An 18,014-nucleotide genomic window follows, 5' to 3' on the forward strand; every position below is an offset into this window, starting at 1 on the left:
CAGCGTCGTCGTGCGGCCGAAAATAGCAGAGAGATCGTTGTTATGAACACCAAGACATTTGCCGTCCTGATGACAGCACTCTCCATCGGCGTTTCGCCGGTTGGCCTCGTCGCCGCCTCGGCGCAGGATGCGCCGATCATCCCGAAGAAGGGTGCCGCTCAAAGCGGCCAGTCCGCCGGCGCTGCGACTGAGCAGCCGGATGCGGGCGCCGCTGCGCCGGGCGGCACGGGCACGGCGGCTGACCCGGGCACAGCGACTGCCCCGGGCACAGCGACTGACCAACAGCCTTCCAACTCCGGCGGAAGCTCGGCGGGTGCATCCTCTGGATCCACAACGGATAGATCCTCTGGCCAGGCGACCGAGCCCGGCGCCAAGACGCAGTCGGATGCGAAGACACAGAGCGGAGGCTACGGCGGAACTTCGGACAGCTCGAAGACGACCGATCCTGGCCAACCTTCGACTGAAAGCCAGCAGCCTGCCGGTAGCAAGGACGCCGGCACATCGACCGGCTCCGGCGGTTCGACCGAGTCGAATAGCAAGGCGAACGTCGAGAACAGCAACACCTCGGTCGACAGCAGCAAGACCCAGACGAACACCACGACCAATGTGAACATCCCGGTCGAGCAGCAAACGGAAATCCGCAGCGTCGTGAAGGAGGTTTACGTCGAGCCGGTTCGGGAGACCGATTTCACCGTCTCGGTTGGTACCACCATCCCGAAGAAGATCAGGCTAGAACCGCTGCCGCCGCGGATCGTCGAGATCGTACCGCAGTACAAGGCCTATCGTTTCTTCATCCTGGCGGACGGGCGGATCGTCATCGTCGATCCCTCCTCGTTCACCATCGTCTACATCATCTCGGCGTAGAGCGCCGCGGTGCCCGCGGCAGTTTGTGCCGCCGGGACCAAGGAGAAGGACCATGATCTATTCCGAAGAAAAATCCGCCGGCCTGGCCGTGCCGCTGATCGCCATCCTGCTCGCAATCGCCGGCATTCTCGCCGTACTTGTCGCCACCGGCGGCCACAGCAGTGCCGGTCCACGCGTTTGGGTTCCCCAGGCACAACAGCAGGAGGCGGGTCAATGAACGCCATTGCATCCGTCGCCTTCGGCATCGTCAGTTCGGTTGGCGCCTGTATGGCTGCGGCATCGGTTGCTTCGCACGTCGTGGCGAATCCCGAACCGCACGCTTTTCCTGAATTGGCCGGGAGCGATCTATGGACGGCGAGCCCGGTGAAAATCGATCCTCGGCAACAGCACTATGAACGGATTGCCCCGCTCTATTCCAGCTACGTCACCGAAGCGCCGGCGAACGTGGCGTCGACAACGACTGCGCAGCCCGCTCCCCCGTCGAGCGAACCGCAGACGCCGCGGCCGGAATTGTCCCTCCAGCATCTCGCCTGGTGTTCGCAGCGTTACCGCTCCTTCAATCCGGCGACCAATAGTTACCGATCCTATAGCGGCGAGACCCGCGAATGCTCTTCGCCTTTTCAGCAGAATATCGCCGAAAGCGATGAAGGCGGCAGCACGAAAGTGAATGCGCAGGCAGCTGCCCGATGCGCCGCCCGCTATCGATCATACCGGCCGGAAGACAATAGCTATCAACCCTGGGAAGGACCGCGGCGAAGCTGCGAGATGTCGGATCTGATAGCGACCAGCAACTAACCATGGCCGGGGCGGGGCGCACGAAATCGCGCCAAGCAGGCAGGCCAGACTAAAGTCCGTGTTGTAATCGCACCGGTTGTGATATCCGGTTGTATTTGAGGGCGGAGAGTGGGGATGGCGACGACGCTGATAGCAGAAATCCACCAGGCGCAGACAAGGCTTCCGTTCCTGAGCAGGGCGGAGCGGGGAGCTCTTATCATGCGCATCCTTCGTGAGCTGAAGACGCTGCGTCAGGAGGTTCTCGGAAACGTACCGGCCGATCGCTGTGTATGGATCGACAGGCTTATTGCATCGGTGTCCTCGACGATATCGGAAATCGTCACCATGCAGGACGCAGAGTTCAATCGGGTTCTGAACGAGTTCGAAAAGCTCATGGCGACGCTGCATAACATTTCCCGCCCGGAAAAGCCGTCGAGGACGGTTCACTAGCTTCGATCCTGGCAATGACGGGACCGGGGCCTTTCAAAATGACCCGGCGGGCCACTGCGCTGGAAACCGATGCCGGTACGCAAGCGTTCTCCCCGCATGACCGAATCAAAATCTCCCGACGCGGCGCCCTCAGGCGAAGACGATCGAAAGCCCGGTGCGGATGTCTCCTTTCCCTACGACAGGGTGACTGTCGAGCAATTCCGACGACGCTTCCCCCGCGCCCGATGGAGCGATGATCGCAAGGCCTGGTTCGTTCCCGGCAGCACGGCATCCCGCCGCATCGGACGATGGTTTGCCGAGCGGGAGGCCGAGGCCGACGCGCATGCGGATGCGAAGGGGCGCGATGCCTTCGCCTTCGATCCGATCGACAGTCCATATCTTGAACTCGGCAAGGCAGGCTTTCGAATCCGCACACCCTATTCCAAGACAGTCGTCGACGAATTGCGCGAAGTGCCGTTCTCGCGGTGGGACGGCGACCTTCGCTTATGGCACGTCCCCTTCCGATCCTATGAGGATTTGAGACGTCGATGGCCCGACATTGAAGCGGCGGCTCGCAGAAACGAGCCGGAGGAGAGACGACGGCGCGCCGAGGAGCGTAAGGGGACCGAACAGGATCTGCGCAGCAGGCTTCGCTCGGCCGAACGAAAGCGCTATCGTTACCCACTTCCCGCCGGCGACTTGCCGCCGATAGGACGCCCGGTGGCCACCTCCTATGGGATCGTCGTGTTTACTGATGTCACCGGCGAATTGGTCGATCCCCAGTCTGTTGCGGACTTCTATCCCGGCGTCAACGAGGATGATCTCTGGGGATATTGGCGGCTGCCGACATTCGAAGAGCTTGTCCGTACGTGGCCGGCAAAAACACCGCCCCTTCAAGGTGCCAGATGGTGGCTGCCGACGATCGAAGAGCTGAGGCCGGCCCGCCGCGCGGCAAGATCACGCGACGCCAGGAAGCGCGCCAGGGCGCCGTGACCGCAGCTGTCGCAAGGGGCTGGACCTGTCGCAGAGGCAGTCCCGGGCCTACGCAGCCCGCGTGGGAACAAATTCCCACGTCGGCCATTTGTCGTCCATGAAAACAACCCTGCCGATGTCGCTGCTCGCGCTGGCCATCTCCGTTGGCGGCGCCGCCGCGCGGGATCCCCGACCCGAAGCGATTAACGCCGCCTCGATTGCCGACATCGAGACGGCAAAGCCGTCGCCCGCAGATCCGGACCCGGCGATCGTCCGTCTTCAGGTCCTGCTCGACCGGGCGGGCTCGTCTCCCGGCGTGATCGACGGCCTATCCGGGGAGAACGTCAATAAGGCCGTGGCCGGTTTCGAGGCCATGAACAAACTTCCTGTCGACGGTAGGCCGGATCCCGAGGTCGTTTCCCGCCTGGAAGACAATGCCGCGATTATCAGGAGCTATGTCGTCTCGCCCGAGGACGCCACGGGTCTCGTCGAGACGATCCCCGAGGATTACGGCGACAAGGCTAAGATGCAGAGCCTCGGCTATACCAGCGTTGCGGAGAAATTGTCCGAACGCTTCCATATGGGTCTCGATCTGTTGAACGCGCTCAACCCGGCTTCGCAGTTTGCACCTGGAGACACGGTGTGGGTCGTCGACCCCGGTCCCGCAAGGGAAGGCAAGGTGAAGAGAATCGAGGCCGACAAGAAGCTAGGGCAGGTGCTGGCCTATGCCGAGGACGGATCTTTGCTGGCCGTCTATCCCGCGACGATCGGCAGCAAAGACAATCCGTCGCCCTCAGGAAAGCACAAGGTCAAGGGCGTCGCGAGAATGCCGGTCTACCGATACGACCCGAAGCGCAACTTCAAGCAGGGAAAGAACGACAAGGTCCTGACGATCCCGAAGGGGCCGAACGGGCCGGTTGGCAGCGTCTGGATCGACCTGACCGAGCCGACCTATGGAATCCATGGGACGCCGGAGCCGAAGCTCATCGACAAGGTCGGCTCGCATGGTTGCGTGCGGCTGACGAACTGGGACGCCGAAGAGTTGGCCGGCATGGTCAAGCCGGGCGTCCTTGTCGATTTTGTCAATCGCAGCCCGGCCGCTCCGAAGTGAGACGCGGCATTTTGCAGGCCGACTGTTTCCCCCGCTGAGGAGCTATTACGAGGCCTTGGCTTCGAAGGCCGGAGCGAAGTCACCCAGCGTTTTCGCCTTGAGGATCATGCCGCCGATATCTTGGTCCACGATCGCTTCAAGATCGGCAAAGCTGTCGATGACATAGTAGATCGGCTGGAGGATATCGATTCGATAGGGGGTCCTGAGAACGCTCAGCAGATCGAACGGCCGGAATTCGCAGGCCGTGCCTTCCGTTGCTGCCTTTGCTTCACTGGGCGATGAGACGATGCCGGCGCCGAAGCAGCGGCGGCCTTGCGGCGTATTGATCAGGCCAAATTCGACCGTGAACCAGAAAATGCGGAACAGATGCCATGAATAGCCCTTGCCGAGGCGCATGGCCGTTTCGCCGAAATGCCGGACGAAATTGGCATAACTCTGGTTGGTCAGCAGCGGGCAGTGGCCGAAGACCTCGTGAAACAGGTCCGGTTCCTCGATATAGTCGATATGTTCGCGACGGCGCAGGAAGGTTGCCAGCGGGAATTTGCCTTGCGACAGAAGTTCGTAAAAGCGCGAGGGCGGAATGAGCGCCGGCACGCCCTCGACGCCGAAGCCGGTGGTCTCGTTGAGGCGTCTGTTCACATCGAGAAGCTGAGGCACTTTCTCCGGCTGGAGCCCAAGCAGTTTGACGCCATCCAGATATTCCTGGCAGGCCGTGTCGGCCAATATCTTCATCTGACGCCGGTAGAGTTCGCCCCAGATCGCATCTTCTTCGGGGCTGTAGTCGTAGAGGCCGTCCGGGCCGGGCAGTTTGGCGGTGTAGCTGCTTTCTTTGGTCATCGGCCTGATCCTCCCGAGAATGGCGCAATTTCTGCGATTATGCTGCGTGCCGGGTGGATTTTCTTTCCTTTTGTGCCGCGTCTCGCCATAGTGATGAAAAATATTCTCGATGAAGAGAGTGAAAATGAAAGAAACCGGGAACTTTCGCCGCAAACTTTTGAAGCTCATCCAGGCCGATGGCAGCCTGTCGCTGGCGGACCTGGCGGAGAAGGCCGGCATGTCGCAGAGCTCCGCCTGGCGGAAGATCCAGGAACTGGAAGCCGACGGCGTTATCCGCAAGCGCGTGACGCTGCTCGATCCCGGCAAACTCGATCTCAAACTCTGCGTGATCGCCCATGTCACGCTGGAGGATCACCACGAAGAGGCGGTCGCGTCCTTCGCTTCGGTGGTGCTGGAACGCCCGGAGATCATGGAATGCTACGCCTTGTCGGGCGCCTTCGACTATATGCTGAAGATCCGGGCCAGCGACGTCGAAAGCTACGAAGCCTTCATGACGCGGTACCTCATGCGCAACCCGCATGTGCGCACGGTGGTCTCGAGCTTCGTCCTGCGCGAGCTGAAATTCTCGACCGAACTGCCGCTTTGACGCTTATTGCTAAGCGGGTCGCCGATCGGTGACAAGGGGAGATCAACGCGCGCTGTCGCCGTGCCAGCTACCGGGTATGCGTACCGGAAAGCCCTCGAAGGTCTTCAGCGTGTCGAGCACGATCGAGGTTTTCACGTGCTGCACCGACTCGTGCGGCAACAGAACGTCGTTGACGAATTTGGAGAGGTCGGCGAGCCCGCGGGTCGCGACCTTCAGGTGGTAGTCCATTTCACCGGTCAGCGCATAGGCTTCGAGAACCTCCGGCAGCCCGTTGATCAGCTGGGAAAACCGCCGGGCATTATCCCTGTTGTGGGTGGCAAGCGTCACCGAGATGACCACCAGCATGTCCAGCCCCAGCTTCTCCCGATCGAGATAGGCTCGGTAGCTGCGGATATAGCCCTCGGCTTCCAGTCTCGTGCGCCGGCGCGAGCATTGCGAGGGTGAAAGGGCGATGCGATCGCCAAGTTCGTTGTTCGTCAGCCTGCCATCCTTTTGCAGTTCCTGGAGCAGGCGCAGATCCAATTTGTCCAGCTGTTCATCCATTGCGCAAAATCTCCAAAATACTCACGAACCGTGCATAATATCTTCTGTACGCATAAAGAATGCAAGAACTTTGCGCGCGTTTTGGGCCACACTTTGCACAGTCAAACTTCAATCGTCAGGAGGAGAAAATGGGTCCTTTCCCGCATGATGCACCGCCGTCGGAAATCACCGCCGACAACCCGGCCGGCACCGACGGCTTCGAATTCGTCGAGTTCGCGCATCCCGAGCCGGAGAAGCTCAGCGAGCTCTTCACACGCATGGGCTACGCTGCGGTCGCCAGACATAAGACGAAAGACATCACCGTCTGGCGCCAGGGCGACATCAACTATGTCGTCAATGCCGAACCCGGCAGTCATGCCGCCCGCTTCGTCGAAAAGCACGGTCCCTGTGCCGCATCGATGGCCTGGCGTGTCGTCGACGCCAAACACGCTTTCGACCATGCGGTGTCGAAGGGCGCCGTTCCCTATGAAGGCGACGACAAGATGCTGGACGTCCCGGCGATTGAAGGTATCGGCGGCTCGCTGCTTTATTTCGTCGAGACCTATGGCGCCAAGGGATCGGCCTACGATGCCGAATTCGATTGGTTGGGTGAGCGTAACCCGCGCCCTGAGGGGATCGGCTTCTACTACCTCGACCATCTCACGCACAACGTCTTCCGCGGCAATATGGACAAATGGTGGGATTTCTACCGCGAGCTGTTCAACTTCAAGCAGATCCACTTCTTCGATATTGATGGCCGCATCACCGGTCTGGTCAGCCGTGCCATCACCTCGCCCTGCGGCAAGATCCGCATTCCGCTGAATGAATCGAAGGACGACACCAGCCAGATCGAGGAATATCTGAAGAAGTACCGGGGCGAGGGCATCCAGCACATCGCCGTCGGCACCGAGGATATTTATGGGGCCACCGACCGGCTTGCCGACAACGGGTTGCGCTTCATGCCGGGTCCGCCGGAGACCTATTACGACATGTCTTATGAACGTGTGAACGGCCACAGTGAACCCATCGAGCGCATGAAGAAGCACGGCATCCTCATCGACGGCGAAGGTGTGGTGAATGGCGGCATGACGAAAATCCTGCTGCAGATTTTCTCGAAAACCGTCATCGGCCCGATCTTCTTCGAATTCATCCAGCGCAAGGGTGACGAGGGTTTCGGCGAAGGCAACTTCCGCGCTCTTTTCGAGTCGATCGAGGCCGATCAGATCAAGCGTGGTGTCATCGGCACCGCAGCGGAGTAAACTCTAAGGGCGCCCGTGCGTCTGAAGGGCGCGCGGCGCCGGAGTTTTCGGCCTTGAGTTTTCGGGGAGGAGTTGAGCAATGGACCAGACATCGATCCAGGCTTCCGGCGGTGAAGCGGCGGCGGCAGACAAAGTGAAATATATGCCGGGCTTCGGCAACGACTTCGAAACCGAGTCGCTTCCCGGCGCTTTGCCGCAGGGCCAGAACAGCCCGCAGAAATGCAATTACGGCCTCTATGCCGAGCAGCTTTCCGGCTCGCCGTTCACCGCCCCGCGCGGGACGAACGAGAGGTCCTGGCTTTACCGCATTCGCCCGAGCGTGCGCCACACGCGGCGCTTCTCGAACGCGTCCTATCCGCTCTGGAAGACCGCGCCCTGCCTCGACGAGCATTCGCTGCCTCTCGGACAGCTTCGCTGGGACCCTATCCCTGCGCCCACCGAAAAGCTGAATTTTCTGGAAGGCGTGCGGACAATCACGACGGCCGGCGACGCCACGACCCAGGTGGGCATGTCGGCCCATGCCTATATCTTCAACGAGGACATGGTCGATGACTATTTCTTCAACGCCGATGGCGAATTGCTGATCGTGCCGCAGCTCGGCGCCATCCGGGTGTTCACCGAAATGGGCATCATGGATGTCGAGCCCGCCGAAATATGCCTCGTCCCCCGCGGCATGATGTTCAAGATCCTCACATCAGGCGAGCAGACCACCTGGCGTGGTTATATATGCGAGAACTACGGCGCCAAATTCACGCTGCCGGAGCGTGGCCCGATCGGTGCCAACTGCCTGGCAAACCCGCGCGATTTCAAGACTCCTGTCGCCGCCTATGAGGACAAGGAAACGCCTTGCCGCGTTCATGTGAAGTGGTGCGGCAAATTCTATGTCACCGAGATCGGCCATTCGCCGCTCGATGTGGTGGCCTGGCACGGCAATTATGCCCCGTTCAAATACGATCTCAGGACATTTTCTCCGGTCGGCGCCATCCTCTTCGATCATCCCGATCCGTCGATCTTTTCGGTGCTGACCGCGCCGACCGAGGATGCCGGCACAGCCAATGTCGATTTCGTGATCTTTCCACCGCGTTGGCTGGTGGCCGAGCATACATTCCGCCCGCCCTGGTATCACCGCAACATCATGAGCGAATTCATGGGTCTGATCCATGGACAGTATGACGCCAAGGAAGAGGGTTTCGTGCCGGGCGGCATGAGCCTGCACAACATGATGCTGCCGCATGGGCCGGATGCGCTCGCCTTCGAAAAGGCAGCCAATGTCGAGCTCAAACCGGTGAAGCTCGATCACACCATGGCCTTCATGTTCGAGACCCGATACCCGCAGCAACTGACGAAATACGCCGCCGAGTTGGAAACGCTGCAGGATGATTATCTCGAGTGCTGGGACGGTCTGGAACGCAAGTTCGACGGAACCCCCGGTATCAAGTGACAACATCGGAATTGGAACATGAAACTTGCGACCTTGAAGGACTCCACCCTGGACGGCCGCCTCGTCGTCGTTTCCCGCGACCTGACCCGCTGCTCGGAAGTCGGTCATATTGCCCGCACGCTGCAGGCAGCCCTCGACGACTGGGAGCATGTGGCGCCGAGACTTGCAGGGATTGCCGAAGGCATCGAGACCGGCGCCCAGCCGACACTCCGCTTTCACGAGCATGACGCTACGTCACCTCTGCCGCGGGCCTATCAATGGGCCGATGGTTCCGCCTACGTCAACCACGTCGAACTGGTGCGCAAGGCGCGCGGCGCCGAAATGCCGGCAAGCTTCTGGACCGATCCCTTGATGTACCAGGGCGGTTCGGACAGTTTTCTTGCGCCGCGCGATCCGATCGTGATGGCAGACGCCGCTTATGGCATCGACATGGAAGGCGAGGTCGCCGTCATTACCGGCGACGTCGCCATGGGATCGGACCCGCAGGCGGCGCGCGACGCCATCCGCCTGGTGATGCTCGTCAACGACGTGTCGCTGCGCGGTCTGATCCCCGAAGAGCTCGCCAAGGGGTTTGGTTTCTTCCAGTCCAAGCCGGCCTCGGCCTTTTCGCCGGTCGCGGTGACGCCGGACGAGCTTGGCGACGCCTGGGATGGCGGCAAACTGCATCTGCCGCTGCTCGTCAGCCTGAACGGCAAGCCTTTCGGCAAGGCCAATGCGGGTATCGACATGACCTTCGATTTCGGCCAGCTGATCGCCCATGCCGCCAAGACCCGTCATCTCAGCGCCGGAACGATCATCGGTTCGGGTACGGTTTCCAATAAGCGGGACGGCGGCCCGGGCAGGCCGGTCGAAGACGGCGGCGACGGCTATTCCTGCATCGCCGAAATCCGGATGATCGAGACGATCGAAAGCGGCTCGCCGAAGACCCCCTTCATGCAGTTCGGCGACCAGGTCCGCATCGAGATGAAGGACCGTGCCGGCCATTCGATCTTCGGGGCGATCGAGCAGACCGTCGAACGCTATGGAGGAGCGGGACCGCAATGAGCGAGGTCGTTCTTTACGACTACTGGCGATCGTCGGCGAGCTATCGCGTCCGCATCGCCCTCAACCTGCTTGGGATCGACTACAGGACGGTGCCGGTCAACCTCTTGGAGGGCGCGCACAGGAAACCGGACTATCTCGCACTCAACCCGCAGGGGCTCGTGCCGACCCTGGTGATCGATGGAAGGCCCCTGACGCAGTCGCTGGCGATCATCGAATATCTGGCTGAGATTCGGCCGGAATGCGGATTGCTGCCAGCGGACAGTGCCGATCGCCAGCATGTGCGCGCGCTTGCCTATGCAATCGCCATGGACATCCATCCGATCTGCAACATGCACGTCGTGTCGCATGTCATGACCCTGACCGAGAAGGCGGATGCCCGCGAGGAATGGATGAAGCATTTCATCGCCGACGGACTGCGCAAACTGGAAGCGATGATCGGCGAAGCCTTCTGCTTCGGCGACACGCCGACAATGGCGGATCTCTGCCTTGTCCCCCAGGTCTACAATGCCCGCCGCTGGGGCGTCGACCTCACGGATTTCAAGCGCATCGTCGCGATCGACGCCAGCTGCGCCGAACTGCCGGCCTTCCGGGCGGCGCATCCCGACCGCGTGAAGCCGTGAGGTCACCGGTGGGGTACAAAGCATCAGGCTGAGGCCGCACGGTAACTGCACGGAGAACTTACGCGTCCCGCCACGAAGGGAATATCGCAGCTTGGCCCAACCGTTTGCCGCTTTCGTCAATAAGCTGCCAGACGGTCACGTTCTCGATCCAGAAACGCCGCCCCGATTTCGCGATCCTGAGGCCGCGGCCATTCTCGACAAAACCGTCGCGCGTGACGCTATCCAGCAACCGCTGACGCTCGGCGCGATCCGGCTGCTCGGCCGAAAGCCGCGACGGCAGCGAGGTGAATTCGTCCCAGCTGTATTCGAAGCAGCTCTGCGCCGTCCTGTTCGCGTAGATGAAGCGCGGATCGGGCTTGGTATTGTGCGCGAGGACCACGAAAGGCGCATCGTGGTAAAGCCAGTCCGGCCCCTGTCCGTCCCGGACAAGAGGACGGTCAACGATGCGCATGTAGCTTCCGGTGAGCAGAGAGAAGAACTCGGCGTCGCTCGTCAGGTCGAGGGCGTGATTGTCATAGGGAGAAGTCACGAACTGCCTCGCTGGTCAAATGCTTCGCTGCAGGCGACATAGCCGATATTCATTGCACACGTCTATGATGCCTTGTGAACCGCAATCCTTCCCGGCCAGCACCGCCATTTACCCTGTCTCAATACTTCTGATTGTGACGCTTGTCAGAAGATCGCCCGTTATGCATTGATCTTAAGCTGCCGGGGTAGCTATCAACACTCTCTGCGAAGCGATTGTTCTCCAGACCGTAATCGGCGTCGGCTGGGCGCGGACGGGCGGGTTTCACGGGGGCAGGTGATTTCGTCATCCGGCTATACCATGCGCAAGCTAGGCTGCGAGTGACGACAGGAGAAATACAGGTGCTTGAGGGCTGGGGAAGAATGCGCAAATCCGCCTCGTTGACAGCGATCCTGCTGGCGTTCGTCGCTATGGCGGGTGAGGGGCATGCGGCAATTTCCTACCAACGTCTGGACGGCGCGCCGGGAGAGCGTGGCCTGGTGATAAAGGGCGTGTTTGAATTCTTCGACGATCCGATGACGTTTGTCGACGAATATACGCAGTACCACCCGGACTACATCAGCTTTGACTCGCCCGGCGGAAACGTGGTCGCTGCGATCCGGTTCGGCCGGGCTCTTCGCGCGCTGAATGCAAAAACGCTCCAGATCAGAGCCCTGGAATGTGCATCGGCTTGCGCCTTCGCCTTCGTCGGTGGCGTTGAACGGTTTGCCGAGCCGGGCTCCATCGGCGTACATCGGGTTTCACTATCCGACGATGTTCCCATGGACAACAAACTGGCAGTCTCGACCGTTCAAGTGATGACCGGGGAGATCATCGGCTATCTCACCGACATGGGGGTAAGCCCCAGTCTGCTGCAGCTCAGCCTGTCGATCGACAGCACCGATATAAGGTATCTCACTGCTGCGGAAATGCGGAACTGGAACATCAACACGCCCGAGGACATGCCTGCGCCGCAGGAAAACGCGTCGCCACCTGAGGACGCGGCGCCTGAGGTGAGCGCAGCGCCCGCCGTCACGCCATCGGACTCAAGCGCTTCCGAGGAGGCGGCCGCATCCGAACCCGGCGACCTGACCACGGAAGCGGTTGATTTCGTCAACCGATACAATGACGAATGGTCAAAAGACAACGCCTCGGCGCTTGATTTCATCAAGAGCATCTATGCCGATCAGGTCTCCTTCTTCGGAACCTCGGTCGACAAAGACGTCGTGCTAAAGGACAAGGCGACCTTCGCCCAGCGCTGGCCGCAGCGCATCTACAGCGTCAAGCCCGGCTCCGTGACTGCGAGCTGTGCCGGAAAATGCGAAATGTCGGGAATTGTCGAGTGGTTTGCCGGAAACAGGGACACGAGTAAGACTTCCTCCGGCATGGCGGAATTCTCTTTCGTGTGGAACACGGCCTCTCTACAGATCGAGTCCGAGACCGGAAAGGTGCTCGCCACGGACAAGGGAGCCAAGGCGCCGGACCGGTTGATCCATCAGTGGACAGGACTGGACGACTTCTGCCGCACGAGTGTCGATCGCGAGGGCGCCGAGACGCTACGGGCATGCAAACGGCGAGACGAGCTCGGTCCGCTGCTCAATCGCGTCGACTGGTGCTACGGCCACGAAGGCGAAGCCGGAATAAACTGGGAGTGGCACAAATGCGATGCCACTTCCCGCCAGTATACGAGGAATTAGCGCGCCCAAAGACGAACGACCGGTGGTTGCCCGGAGGAAGAAATGTTGGGAAACTCACATTCCTGAGTGAGGCCGAGCATGTCAGAAGACGAGCATCCCGCGGAAAACAGCGTCCTGTCTGGACCCGACGAGCCCGAGAAGCCGACGGATCGTTATCAACTCGGCCTTTGCCTTTCGGGCGGCGGCTATCGGGCCATGCTGTTCCATGCGGGATCGCTGGCAAGGCTGAACGAGGCCGGTCTTCTGGCGAAGCTCGATATGATCTCCTCGGTATCGGGCGGATCGATCGCCTCTGGCCTGCTGGCCTATGTATGGCCGCGGTTGGTCTTTCAGAACGGGGTCGCTGTCAATTTCAAAGCCGAGTATTTGGATCGTATCCTGGCCTTCAGCCAGGTCTTTGCGGATGGGCCGAGCTTCCTGAAGGGCGTGTTCAATCCCTTATCGAGTGCGGCGGAGGAAGCCGCCAAACTCTACGAGCGACATCTGTTCGACGGAAAGTCGCCAAGCCTGAATGACCTGCCGGAATCGCCCTGGTTCGTCTTCTGCGCCAGCAATCTCAGCACTGGTTCGCTCTTCCGCATGTCCAATCGGTATATCGCGGATTACCGGATCGGCCTCTCGTTTCATCCGGCGCTTCCGCTCGCGACCGCAGTTGCCGCCTCGGCCGCATTCCCGCCCGTGCTGTCACCGTTGCGATTGGACCTGTCGCAGTTTTCATGGAAGAGAGAAAAGCTCGATGACACGGTCGGCGAACCTGTCGCGCCGGGCAGGGCGTTATTGAGCGATGGCGGCGTTTACGACAATCACGGCATTGAGCCGGCGCTGAAACGCTGCGACTGCCTGCTCGTCAGCGATGCCGGCGCGCCTTGGCGGTCTTCCACCCGCGGATATTGAACTATCTTAGCCAGCTCAAACGCGTGCTCGACACGGCGGACAATCAGGTGAGGGCGCTGAGGCGGCGGGACCTGATCGGCGGCTTCAAGGCCGCAAAACAGGCTGATCTGCTTGGCCTCGACGATCTTACAAAATCGGCTCTGCGCGCAAGAACGCACGGCGTCTATTGGTCGATCGACAGCAGGGACGCCGAACTCGCGCCCTATGCTTCTTACCCGCTGCCGCCGTCGTCGGTCCTTCCCGCCGACGTCGGCACCTATCTTCATTTTCTCGGCGCGCGAGAGACGGAGCGCTTGGCGAATTGGGGGCACTATGTCTGCGACGCGATGCTCAATCGGTTTTACCCATCGCCGCTGGTCCCATCGCCCGGCCCGCCGTTGGCGGCCGGAACCGTGAAGCCCTACTGGGCGGCGAGCGCAAGCAAGCGCCTGTTCGATTTCCTGCCTTTGTGACTTCCGGGCCGCGACCAACGGCTAAGGGGTCGCCGTGAACGACAAAGCCGGGCGTGGCAGCCCGGCTTTCTCGGCCTTCAACTCAAGGTCGGCTGTCAGAGTTCAAACGCGATGATTGCGAATGAATGAGCGCTACTTAGGCTCTCTCAACTGCACCCGCTCGTCGCTCCACACGTGTCGCACTTCTCACACGTCCCGTTCCGCACCATCGTGAAGTTCTGGCACTCCGAGCACATGTTGCCGGTATAGCCCTGCATGATCGAGCGCTGCCGGCGTTCGGCTTCCACCTTCTTGGCTTCGGTCTTGGCCGTTGCCGCGTCGGCTGCCGCCTTGTCGGAGAAGAGGGCGGTGGCGTCGCTGGTGATTTCTTCCAGCACCTCTTCGGCCAATTCCTTGGCGCGCTCCTCGTAATCGCGCTTGAAGGCGACGATTTCGGAGGTGGAGATGGCGACCGTCGGTTCCAGCTTGCGGGCAGCACTGCCGGCAAAGGCGGTGACGGTGCCGGTGGACGCGGCGCGGGCAGGGGCTGCGGTGGCAGCACCCTTGGGTTCGCCCGCCTGACGTTCGCCAGTGCCGGAGACGAGCGTCGGCTTGTAGCCGCGGGTCCAGCCGGTGGAGAGCAGGTTGGTCTTGCCTTCCTGGATGCCCTTGCCGAGTGCGGTGTTCGAGAAATCCGACGTATCGACATGGGCAAGGTCATGGCGGCCGAGATAGGAGACGGCAAGCTCGCGGAAGACATAGTCGAGGATCGAGGTGGCGTTCTTGATCGCGTCGTTGCCGATGACCATGCCGGCCGGCTCGAACTTGGTGAAGGTGAAGGCCTCGACATATTCCTCGAGCGGCACGCCATATTGCAGGCCGAGCGAGATAGCGATGGCGAAATTGTTCATCATCGCGCGGAAGGCGGCGCCCTCCTTGTGCATGTCGATGAAGATCTCGCCGAGGCGGCCGTCGCCGAATTCGCCGGTTCTGAGATAGACCTTGTGCCCGCCGACCGCGGCCTTCTGGGTATAGCCCTGGCGGCGGTTCGGCAGCTTCTCGCGTTCGCGCGAAACGCGTTCGATCACCCGCTCGATAATCTTCTCGGTGATGGTGACGGCCTGTGCGGCGACGGGGGCCTGCAACAGTTCCTCCAGCGCATCCTCGTCGTCCTCGTCCTCGATCAGCGAGGCATTGAGCGGCTGCGACAGCTTCGAGCCGTCGCGATAGAGCGCGTTGGCCTTGAGGCCGAGCTTCCAGGACAGGAGATAGGCGTTCTTGCAATCCTCGACGGTCGCCTCGTTCGGCATGTTGATCGTCTTGGAAATCGCGCCGGAGATGAAGGGCTGGGCGGCCGCCATCATGCGGATGTGGCTTTCCACCGAGAGGTAGCGCTTGCCGATCTTGCCGCAGGGATTGGCGCAATCGAAGACCGGCAGGTGCTCGGCCTTCAGGAAGGGCGCGCCTTCCAGCGTCATCGCACCGCAGACATGGATGTTGGCGGCTTCGATGTCCTTCTTCGAGAAGCCCATATGGTCGAGCAGGCTGAAGCTCATGTCAGTGAGCTGTTCGTCGGAAACCTTCAGCGTCTCCTTGAGGAAGTCGGCGCCGAGCGTCCACTGGTTGAAGACGAACTTGATGTCGAAGGCGCTCTTCAGCGCCGCGTTGACGGCTTCCACCTTCTCGTCGGTCAAGCCCTTGGCCTTCAGCGTCGACGGGTTGATCGCCGGCGCCTGGTTCAGGTTGCCGTGGCCGACGGCATAGGCCTCGATTTCGGCGATTTGGCTCTCGGAATAACCGAGCGTGCGCAGCGCTTCCGGCACGGCGCGGTTGATGATCTTGAAGTAGCCGCCGCCGGCGAGCTTCTTGAACTTGACGAGGGCGAAGTCGGGCTCGATGCCGGTCGTGTCGCAATCCATGACGAGGCCGATCGTGCCGGTCGGCGCGATGACCGAGACCTGGGCATTGCGGTAGCCATGCTGCTCGCCGAGCTCGAGCGCCTTGTCCCAGGCTGATTTGGCATGGGCGGCAAGATCCTGATCCGGGTTTTCCGAATGGATCAGCGCGATCGGGTCGATCGACAGCGCCTCATAACCTGAGGTTTCGCCGTAAGCGGCGCGGCGATGGTTGCGGATGACCCGCAGCATGCTTTCGCGGTTCGGCGCGAAGTTCGGGAACGGCCCGAGTTCGGCTGCCATTTCGGCCGAGGTCGCATAGCAGATGCCGGTCATGATCGCGGTCAACGAACCGGCGATGGCGCGGGCTTCGGCGGAGTCATAGGGAATGCCCGAGGACATCAGCAGGCCGCCGATATTGGCGTAGCCGAGACCGAGCGTGCGGTATTCGTAGGAGAGTTCGGCAATGCGCTTCGACGGGAACTGCGCCATCATCACCGAGACTTCGAGCACGACGGTCCACAGGCGAACGGCGTGTTCATAGTCGGCGATATTGATGCGCTTGGTGGCCTTGTCCTTGAACTGCAGGAGGTTCAGCGAAGCAAGGTTGCAGGCGGTGTCGTCGAGGAACATGTATTCCGAGCACGGGTTCGAGCCGCGGATCGGGCCGCCGGCCGGCGAGGTGTGCCAGTCGTTCATCGTCGTGTTGAAGTGGATGCCCGGATCGGCCGAAGCCCAGGCGGCATAGGAAATCGTTTCCCAGAGGTCGCGCGCCTTCAGCGTCTTCATCACCCGGCCGTCCTTGCGGGCGGTCAGCTTCCATTCGCCGTCATTCTCGACGGCGCGCAGGAAGTCGTCCTTGATCGAGACGGAGTTGTTGGAGTTCTGGCCGGAGACCGTGAGGTAGGCTTCCGAATCCCAATCCGTGTCGTAGGTCTTGAATTCGAGATCCTTATAACCCTGGCGGGCGAACTGGATGACGCGCTGGACGTAATTCTCCGGAACCTGGTCCTTCTTGGCGGCGCGGATTTCGCGCTTCAGGGCAGGGTTCTTGGCCGGATCGAAGCAATCGCCGTTGTCGCCGCCGTCGCAATTGACGCAGGCCTTCATGATCGCCTTCAGGTGCCGGGCGACGATCTTCGAGCCGGTGACGAGGGCCGCGACCTTCTGCTCTTCCTTGACCTTCCAGTTAATGTATTCCTCTATATCCGGATGGTCGATATCGACGACCACCATCTTGGCGGCGCGGCGCGTCGTGCCGCCCGACTTGATGGCACCGGCGGCGCGGTCGCCGATCTTCAGGAAGCTCATCAGGCCGGAGGAGCGGCCGCCGCCGGAAAGCTTTTCGCCTTCGCCGCGCAGCATGGAGAAGTTGGAGCCGGTGCCGGAGCCGTATTTGAACAGGCGCGCTTCACGCACCCAGAGATCCATGATGCCGCCTTCGTTGACGAGGTCGTCCTCGACCGACTGGATGAAGCAGGCATGCGGCTGCGGATGTTCGTAGGCCGACTTGGACTTGGTCAGCTTGCCGGTGAAGGGATCGACATAGAAATGGCCCTGGCCGGGGCCGTCGATGCCGTAGGCCCAATGCAGGCCGGTGTTGAACCATTGCGGCGAGTTCGGCGCAACGCGCTGGGTGGCGAGCATATAGGCAAGCTCGTCCTTGAAGGCGGCAGCATCTTCCTCGGAAGAGAAATAGCCGCCCTTCCAGCCCCAATAGGTCCAGGTGCCGGCGAGACGGTCGAAGACCTGGCGCGCATCGATTTCGGAGCCGGTCTGCTCTTCCTTCGGCAGGGTCTTCAGCGCGGCATCGTCGGGAACGGAACGCCACAGGAAGGACGGAACGTCGTTTTCCTCGACCTTCTTCAGCCGCGTGGGAACGCCGGCCTTGCGGAAATACTTCTGCGCCAGAACGTCGGTCGCGACCTGGGAGAATTGGGCGGGAACGTCGATATTCTCGAGGCGGAACACGATCGAACCGTCCGGGTTCTTGATCTCGCTCGTCGCCTTGCGGAATTCGATATCCGCATAGGCGCCTTGGCCGGCCTTCGTGAAACGACGTTCGATGCGCATAGTCTTGACCTCGCGTTGGCGCCTGTCCCCAGGGCGCAAAATTCCTATCCGGCGGCACTT

The 18,014-nt window shown here is 61.1% G+C and carries 16 protein-coding genes and 1 pseudogene; 13 read left to right on the plus strand and 4 right to left on the minus strand.

The features are described from left to right. Window positions 1-42: 42 nt before the first annotated feature. The 6 genes from PYR71_RS14995 (at window position 43) to PYR71_RS15020 (ending at window position 4,150) form a co-directional block, all read left to right on the plus strand. Complete coding sequence (locus PYR71_RS14995) at window positions 43-864, plus strand: DUF1236 domain-containing protein (protein ID WP_275619913.1); 822 nt, start codon at window positions 43-45, stop codon at window positions 862-864. Window positions 865-916: 52 nt separating this feature from the next. Continuing rightward, a complete protein-coding gene (locus PYR71_RS15000) occupies window positions 917-1,081 on the plus strand; it encodes a hypothetical protein (RefSeq protein WP_183916241.1) in 165 nt (54 codons plus the stop codon). After that, window positions 1,078-1,659, plus strand: coding sequence for a BA14K family protein (locus tag PYR71_RS15005; RefSeq protein WP_275619914.1), 582 nt, complete (start codon window positions 1,078-1,080; stop codon window positions 1,657-1,659). Before PYR71_RS15000 ends, PYR71_RS15005 begins: the two co-directional genes overlap by 4 nt. Before the next feature lie 114 nt (window positions 1,660-1,773). Next, entirely contained in the window at window positions 1,774-2,088 is a 315-nt protein-coding gene (locus PYR71_RS15010; protein ID WP_097579025.1) for a hypothetical protein, read from the plus strand. Window positions 2,089-2,184: 96 nt separating this feature from the next. Further along, entirely contained in the window at window positions 2,185-3,060 is an 876-nt protein-coding gene (locus tag PYR71_RS15015) for a hypothetical protein (protein ID WP_275619915.1), read from the plus strand. A 97-nt stretch (window positions 3,061-3,157) separates the two neighbouring features. Further along, window positions 3,158-4,150: a L,D-transpeptidase family protein gene (locus PYR71_RS15020; protein WP_275619916.1), complete on the plus strand. Its 993-nt coding sequence runs from the start codon at window positions 3,158-3,160 to the stop codon at window positions 4,148-4,150. Window positions 4,151-4,195: 45 nt separating this feature from the next. Here the strand turns inward: PYR71_RS15020 and PYR71_RS15025 are convergent, their stop codons facing one another. Continuing rightward, window positions 4,196-4,987: a phenylalanine 4-monooxygenase gene (locus tag PYR71_RS15025; RefSeq protein ID WP_275619917.1), complete on the minus strand. Its 792-nt coding sequence runs from the start codon at window positions 4,985-4,987 to the stop codon at window positions 4,196-4,198. A gap of 124 nt (window positions 4,988-5,111) precedes the next feature. Between PYR71_RS15025 and PYR71_RS15030 the strand changes: the two genes are divergently transcribed. Next, the gene (locus PYR71_RS15030; RefSeq protein WP_010030248.1) at window positions 5,112-5,573 is read left to right on the plus strand and encodes an Lrp/AsnC family transcriptional regulator; all 462 of its coding nucleotides are present in this window, start codon (window positions 5,112-5,114) and stop codon (window positions 5,571-5,573) included. A gap of 42 nt (window positions 5,574-5,615) precedes the next feature. Here PYR71_RS15030 and PYR71_RS15035 read toward each other — a convergent pair whose 3' ends face one another. Further along, window positions 5,616-6,116: an Lrp/AsnC family transcriptional regulator gene (locus PYR71_RS15035; protein ID WP_275619918.1), complete on the minus strand. Its 501-nt coding sequence runs from the start codon at window positions 6,114-6,116 to the stop codon at window positions 5,616-5,618. 128 nt (window positions 6,117-6,244) lie between these two features. Here PYR71_RS15035 and hppD point away from each other — a divergent pair, with 128 nt between their 5' ends. The 4 genes from hppD to maiA all read left to right on the plus strand — a co-directional run bounded on the left by hppD (window position 6,245) and on the right by maiA (window position 10,459). Beyond that, window positions 6,245-7,354, plus strand: coding sequence for a 4-hydroxyphenylpyruvate dioxygenase (gene hppD, locus PYR71_RS15040; RefSeq protein ID WP_183916226.1), 1,110 nt, complete (start codon window positions 6,245-6,247; stop codon window positions 7,352-7,354). A gap of 79 nt (window positions 7,355-7,433) precedes the next feature. Continuing rightward, window positions 7,434-8,795 (plus strand): homogentisate 1,2-dioxygenase, encoded by a 1,362-nt coding sequence (hmgA, locus tag PYR71_RS15045; RefSeq protein ID WP_275619919.1) that lies wholly within the window; start codon window positions 7,434-7,436, stop codon window positions 8,793-8,795. A gap of 18 nt (window positions 8,796-8,813) precedes the next feature. Then, window positions 8,814-9,839: a fumarylacetoacetate hydrolase family protein gene (locus PYR71_RS15050; protein ID WP_275619920.1), complete on the plus strand. Its 1,026-nt coding sequence runs from the start codon at window positions 8,814-8,816 to the stop codon at window positions 9,837-9,839. Beyond that, a complete protein-coding gene (maiA, locus tag PYR71_RS15055) occupies window positions 9,836-10,459 on the plus strand; it encodes a maleylacetoacetate isomerase (RefSeq protein WP_275619921.1) in 624 nt (207 codons plus the stop codon). The genes PYR71_RS15050 and maiA overlap by 4 nt, the downstream gene beginning before the upstream one ends. 58 nt (window positions 10,460-10,517) lie before the next feature. Here the strand turns inward: maiA and PYR71_RS15060 are convergent, their stop codons facing one another. Further along, window positions 10,518-10,988, minus strand: coding sequence for an MEKHLA domain-containing protein (locus tag PYR71_RS15060; protein WP_275619922.1), 471 nt, complete (start codon window positions 10,986-10,988; stop codon window positions 10,518-10,520). 338 nt (window positions 10,989-11,326) lie between these two features. Here PYR71_RS15060 and PYR71_RS15065 point away from each other — a divergent pair, with 338 nt between their 5' ends. Together PYR71_RS15065 and PYR71_RS30840 are read left to right on the plus strand one after the other, a co-directional pair. Further along, window positions 11,327-12,661, plus strand: a complete 1,335-nt coding sequence (locus PYR71_RS15065; protein WP_275619923.1) for a COG3904 family protein — start codon at window positions 11,327-11,329, stop codon at window positions 12,659-12,661. 78 nt (window positions 12,662-12,739) lie between these two features. After that, a pseudogene (locus PYR71_RS30840) lies at window positions 12,740-14,007 on the plus strand (patatin-like phospholipase family protein). A 146-nt stretch (window positions 14,008-14,153) separates the two neighbouring features. Here PYR71_RS30840 and PYR71_RS15080 read toward each other — a convergent pair. After that, the gene (locus PYR71_RS15080; protein ID WP_275619926.1) at window positions 14,154-17,954 is read right to left on the minus strand and encodes a vitamin B12-dependent ribonucleotide reductase; all 3,801 of its coding nucleotides are present in this window, start codon (window positions 17,952-17,954) and stop codon (window positions 14,154-14,156) included. Between the last annotated feature and the right edge of the window lie 60 nt (window positions 17,955-18,014).

The sequence above is a fragment of the Rhizobium mulingense genome, assembly GCF_029194105.1.
Classification (GTDB): Bacteria; Pseudomonadota; Alphaproteobacteria; order Rhizobiales; family Rhizobiaceae; genus Rhizobium; species Rhizobium mulingense.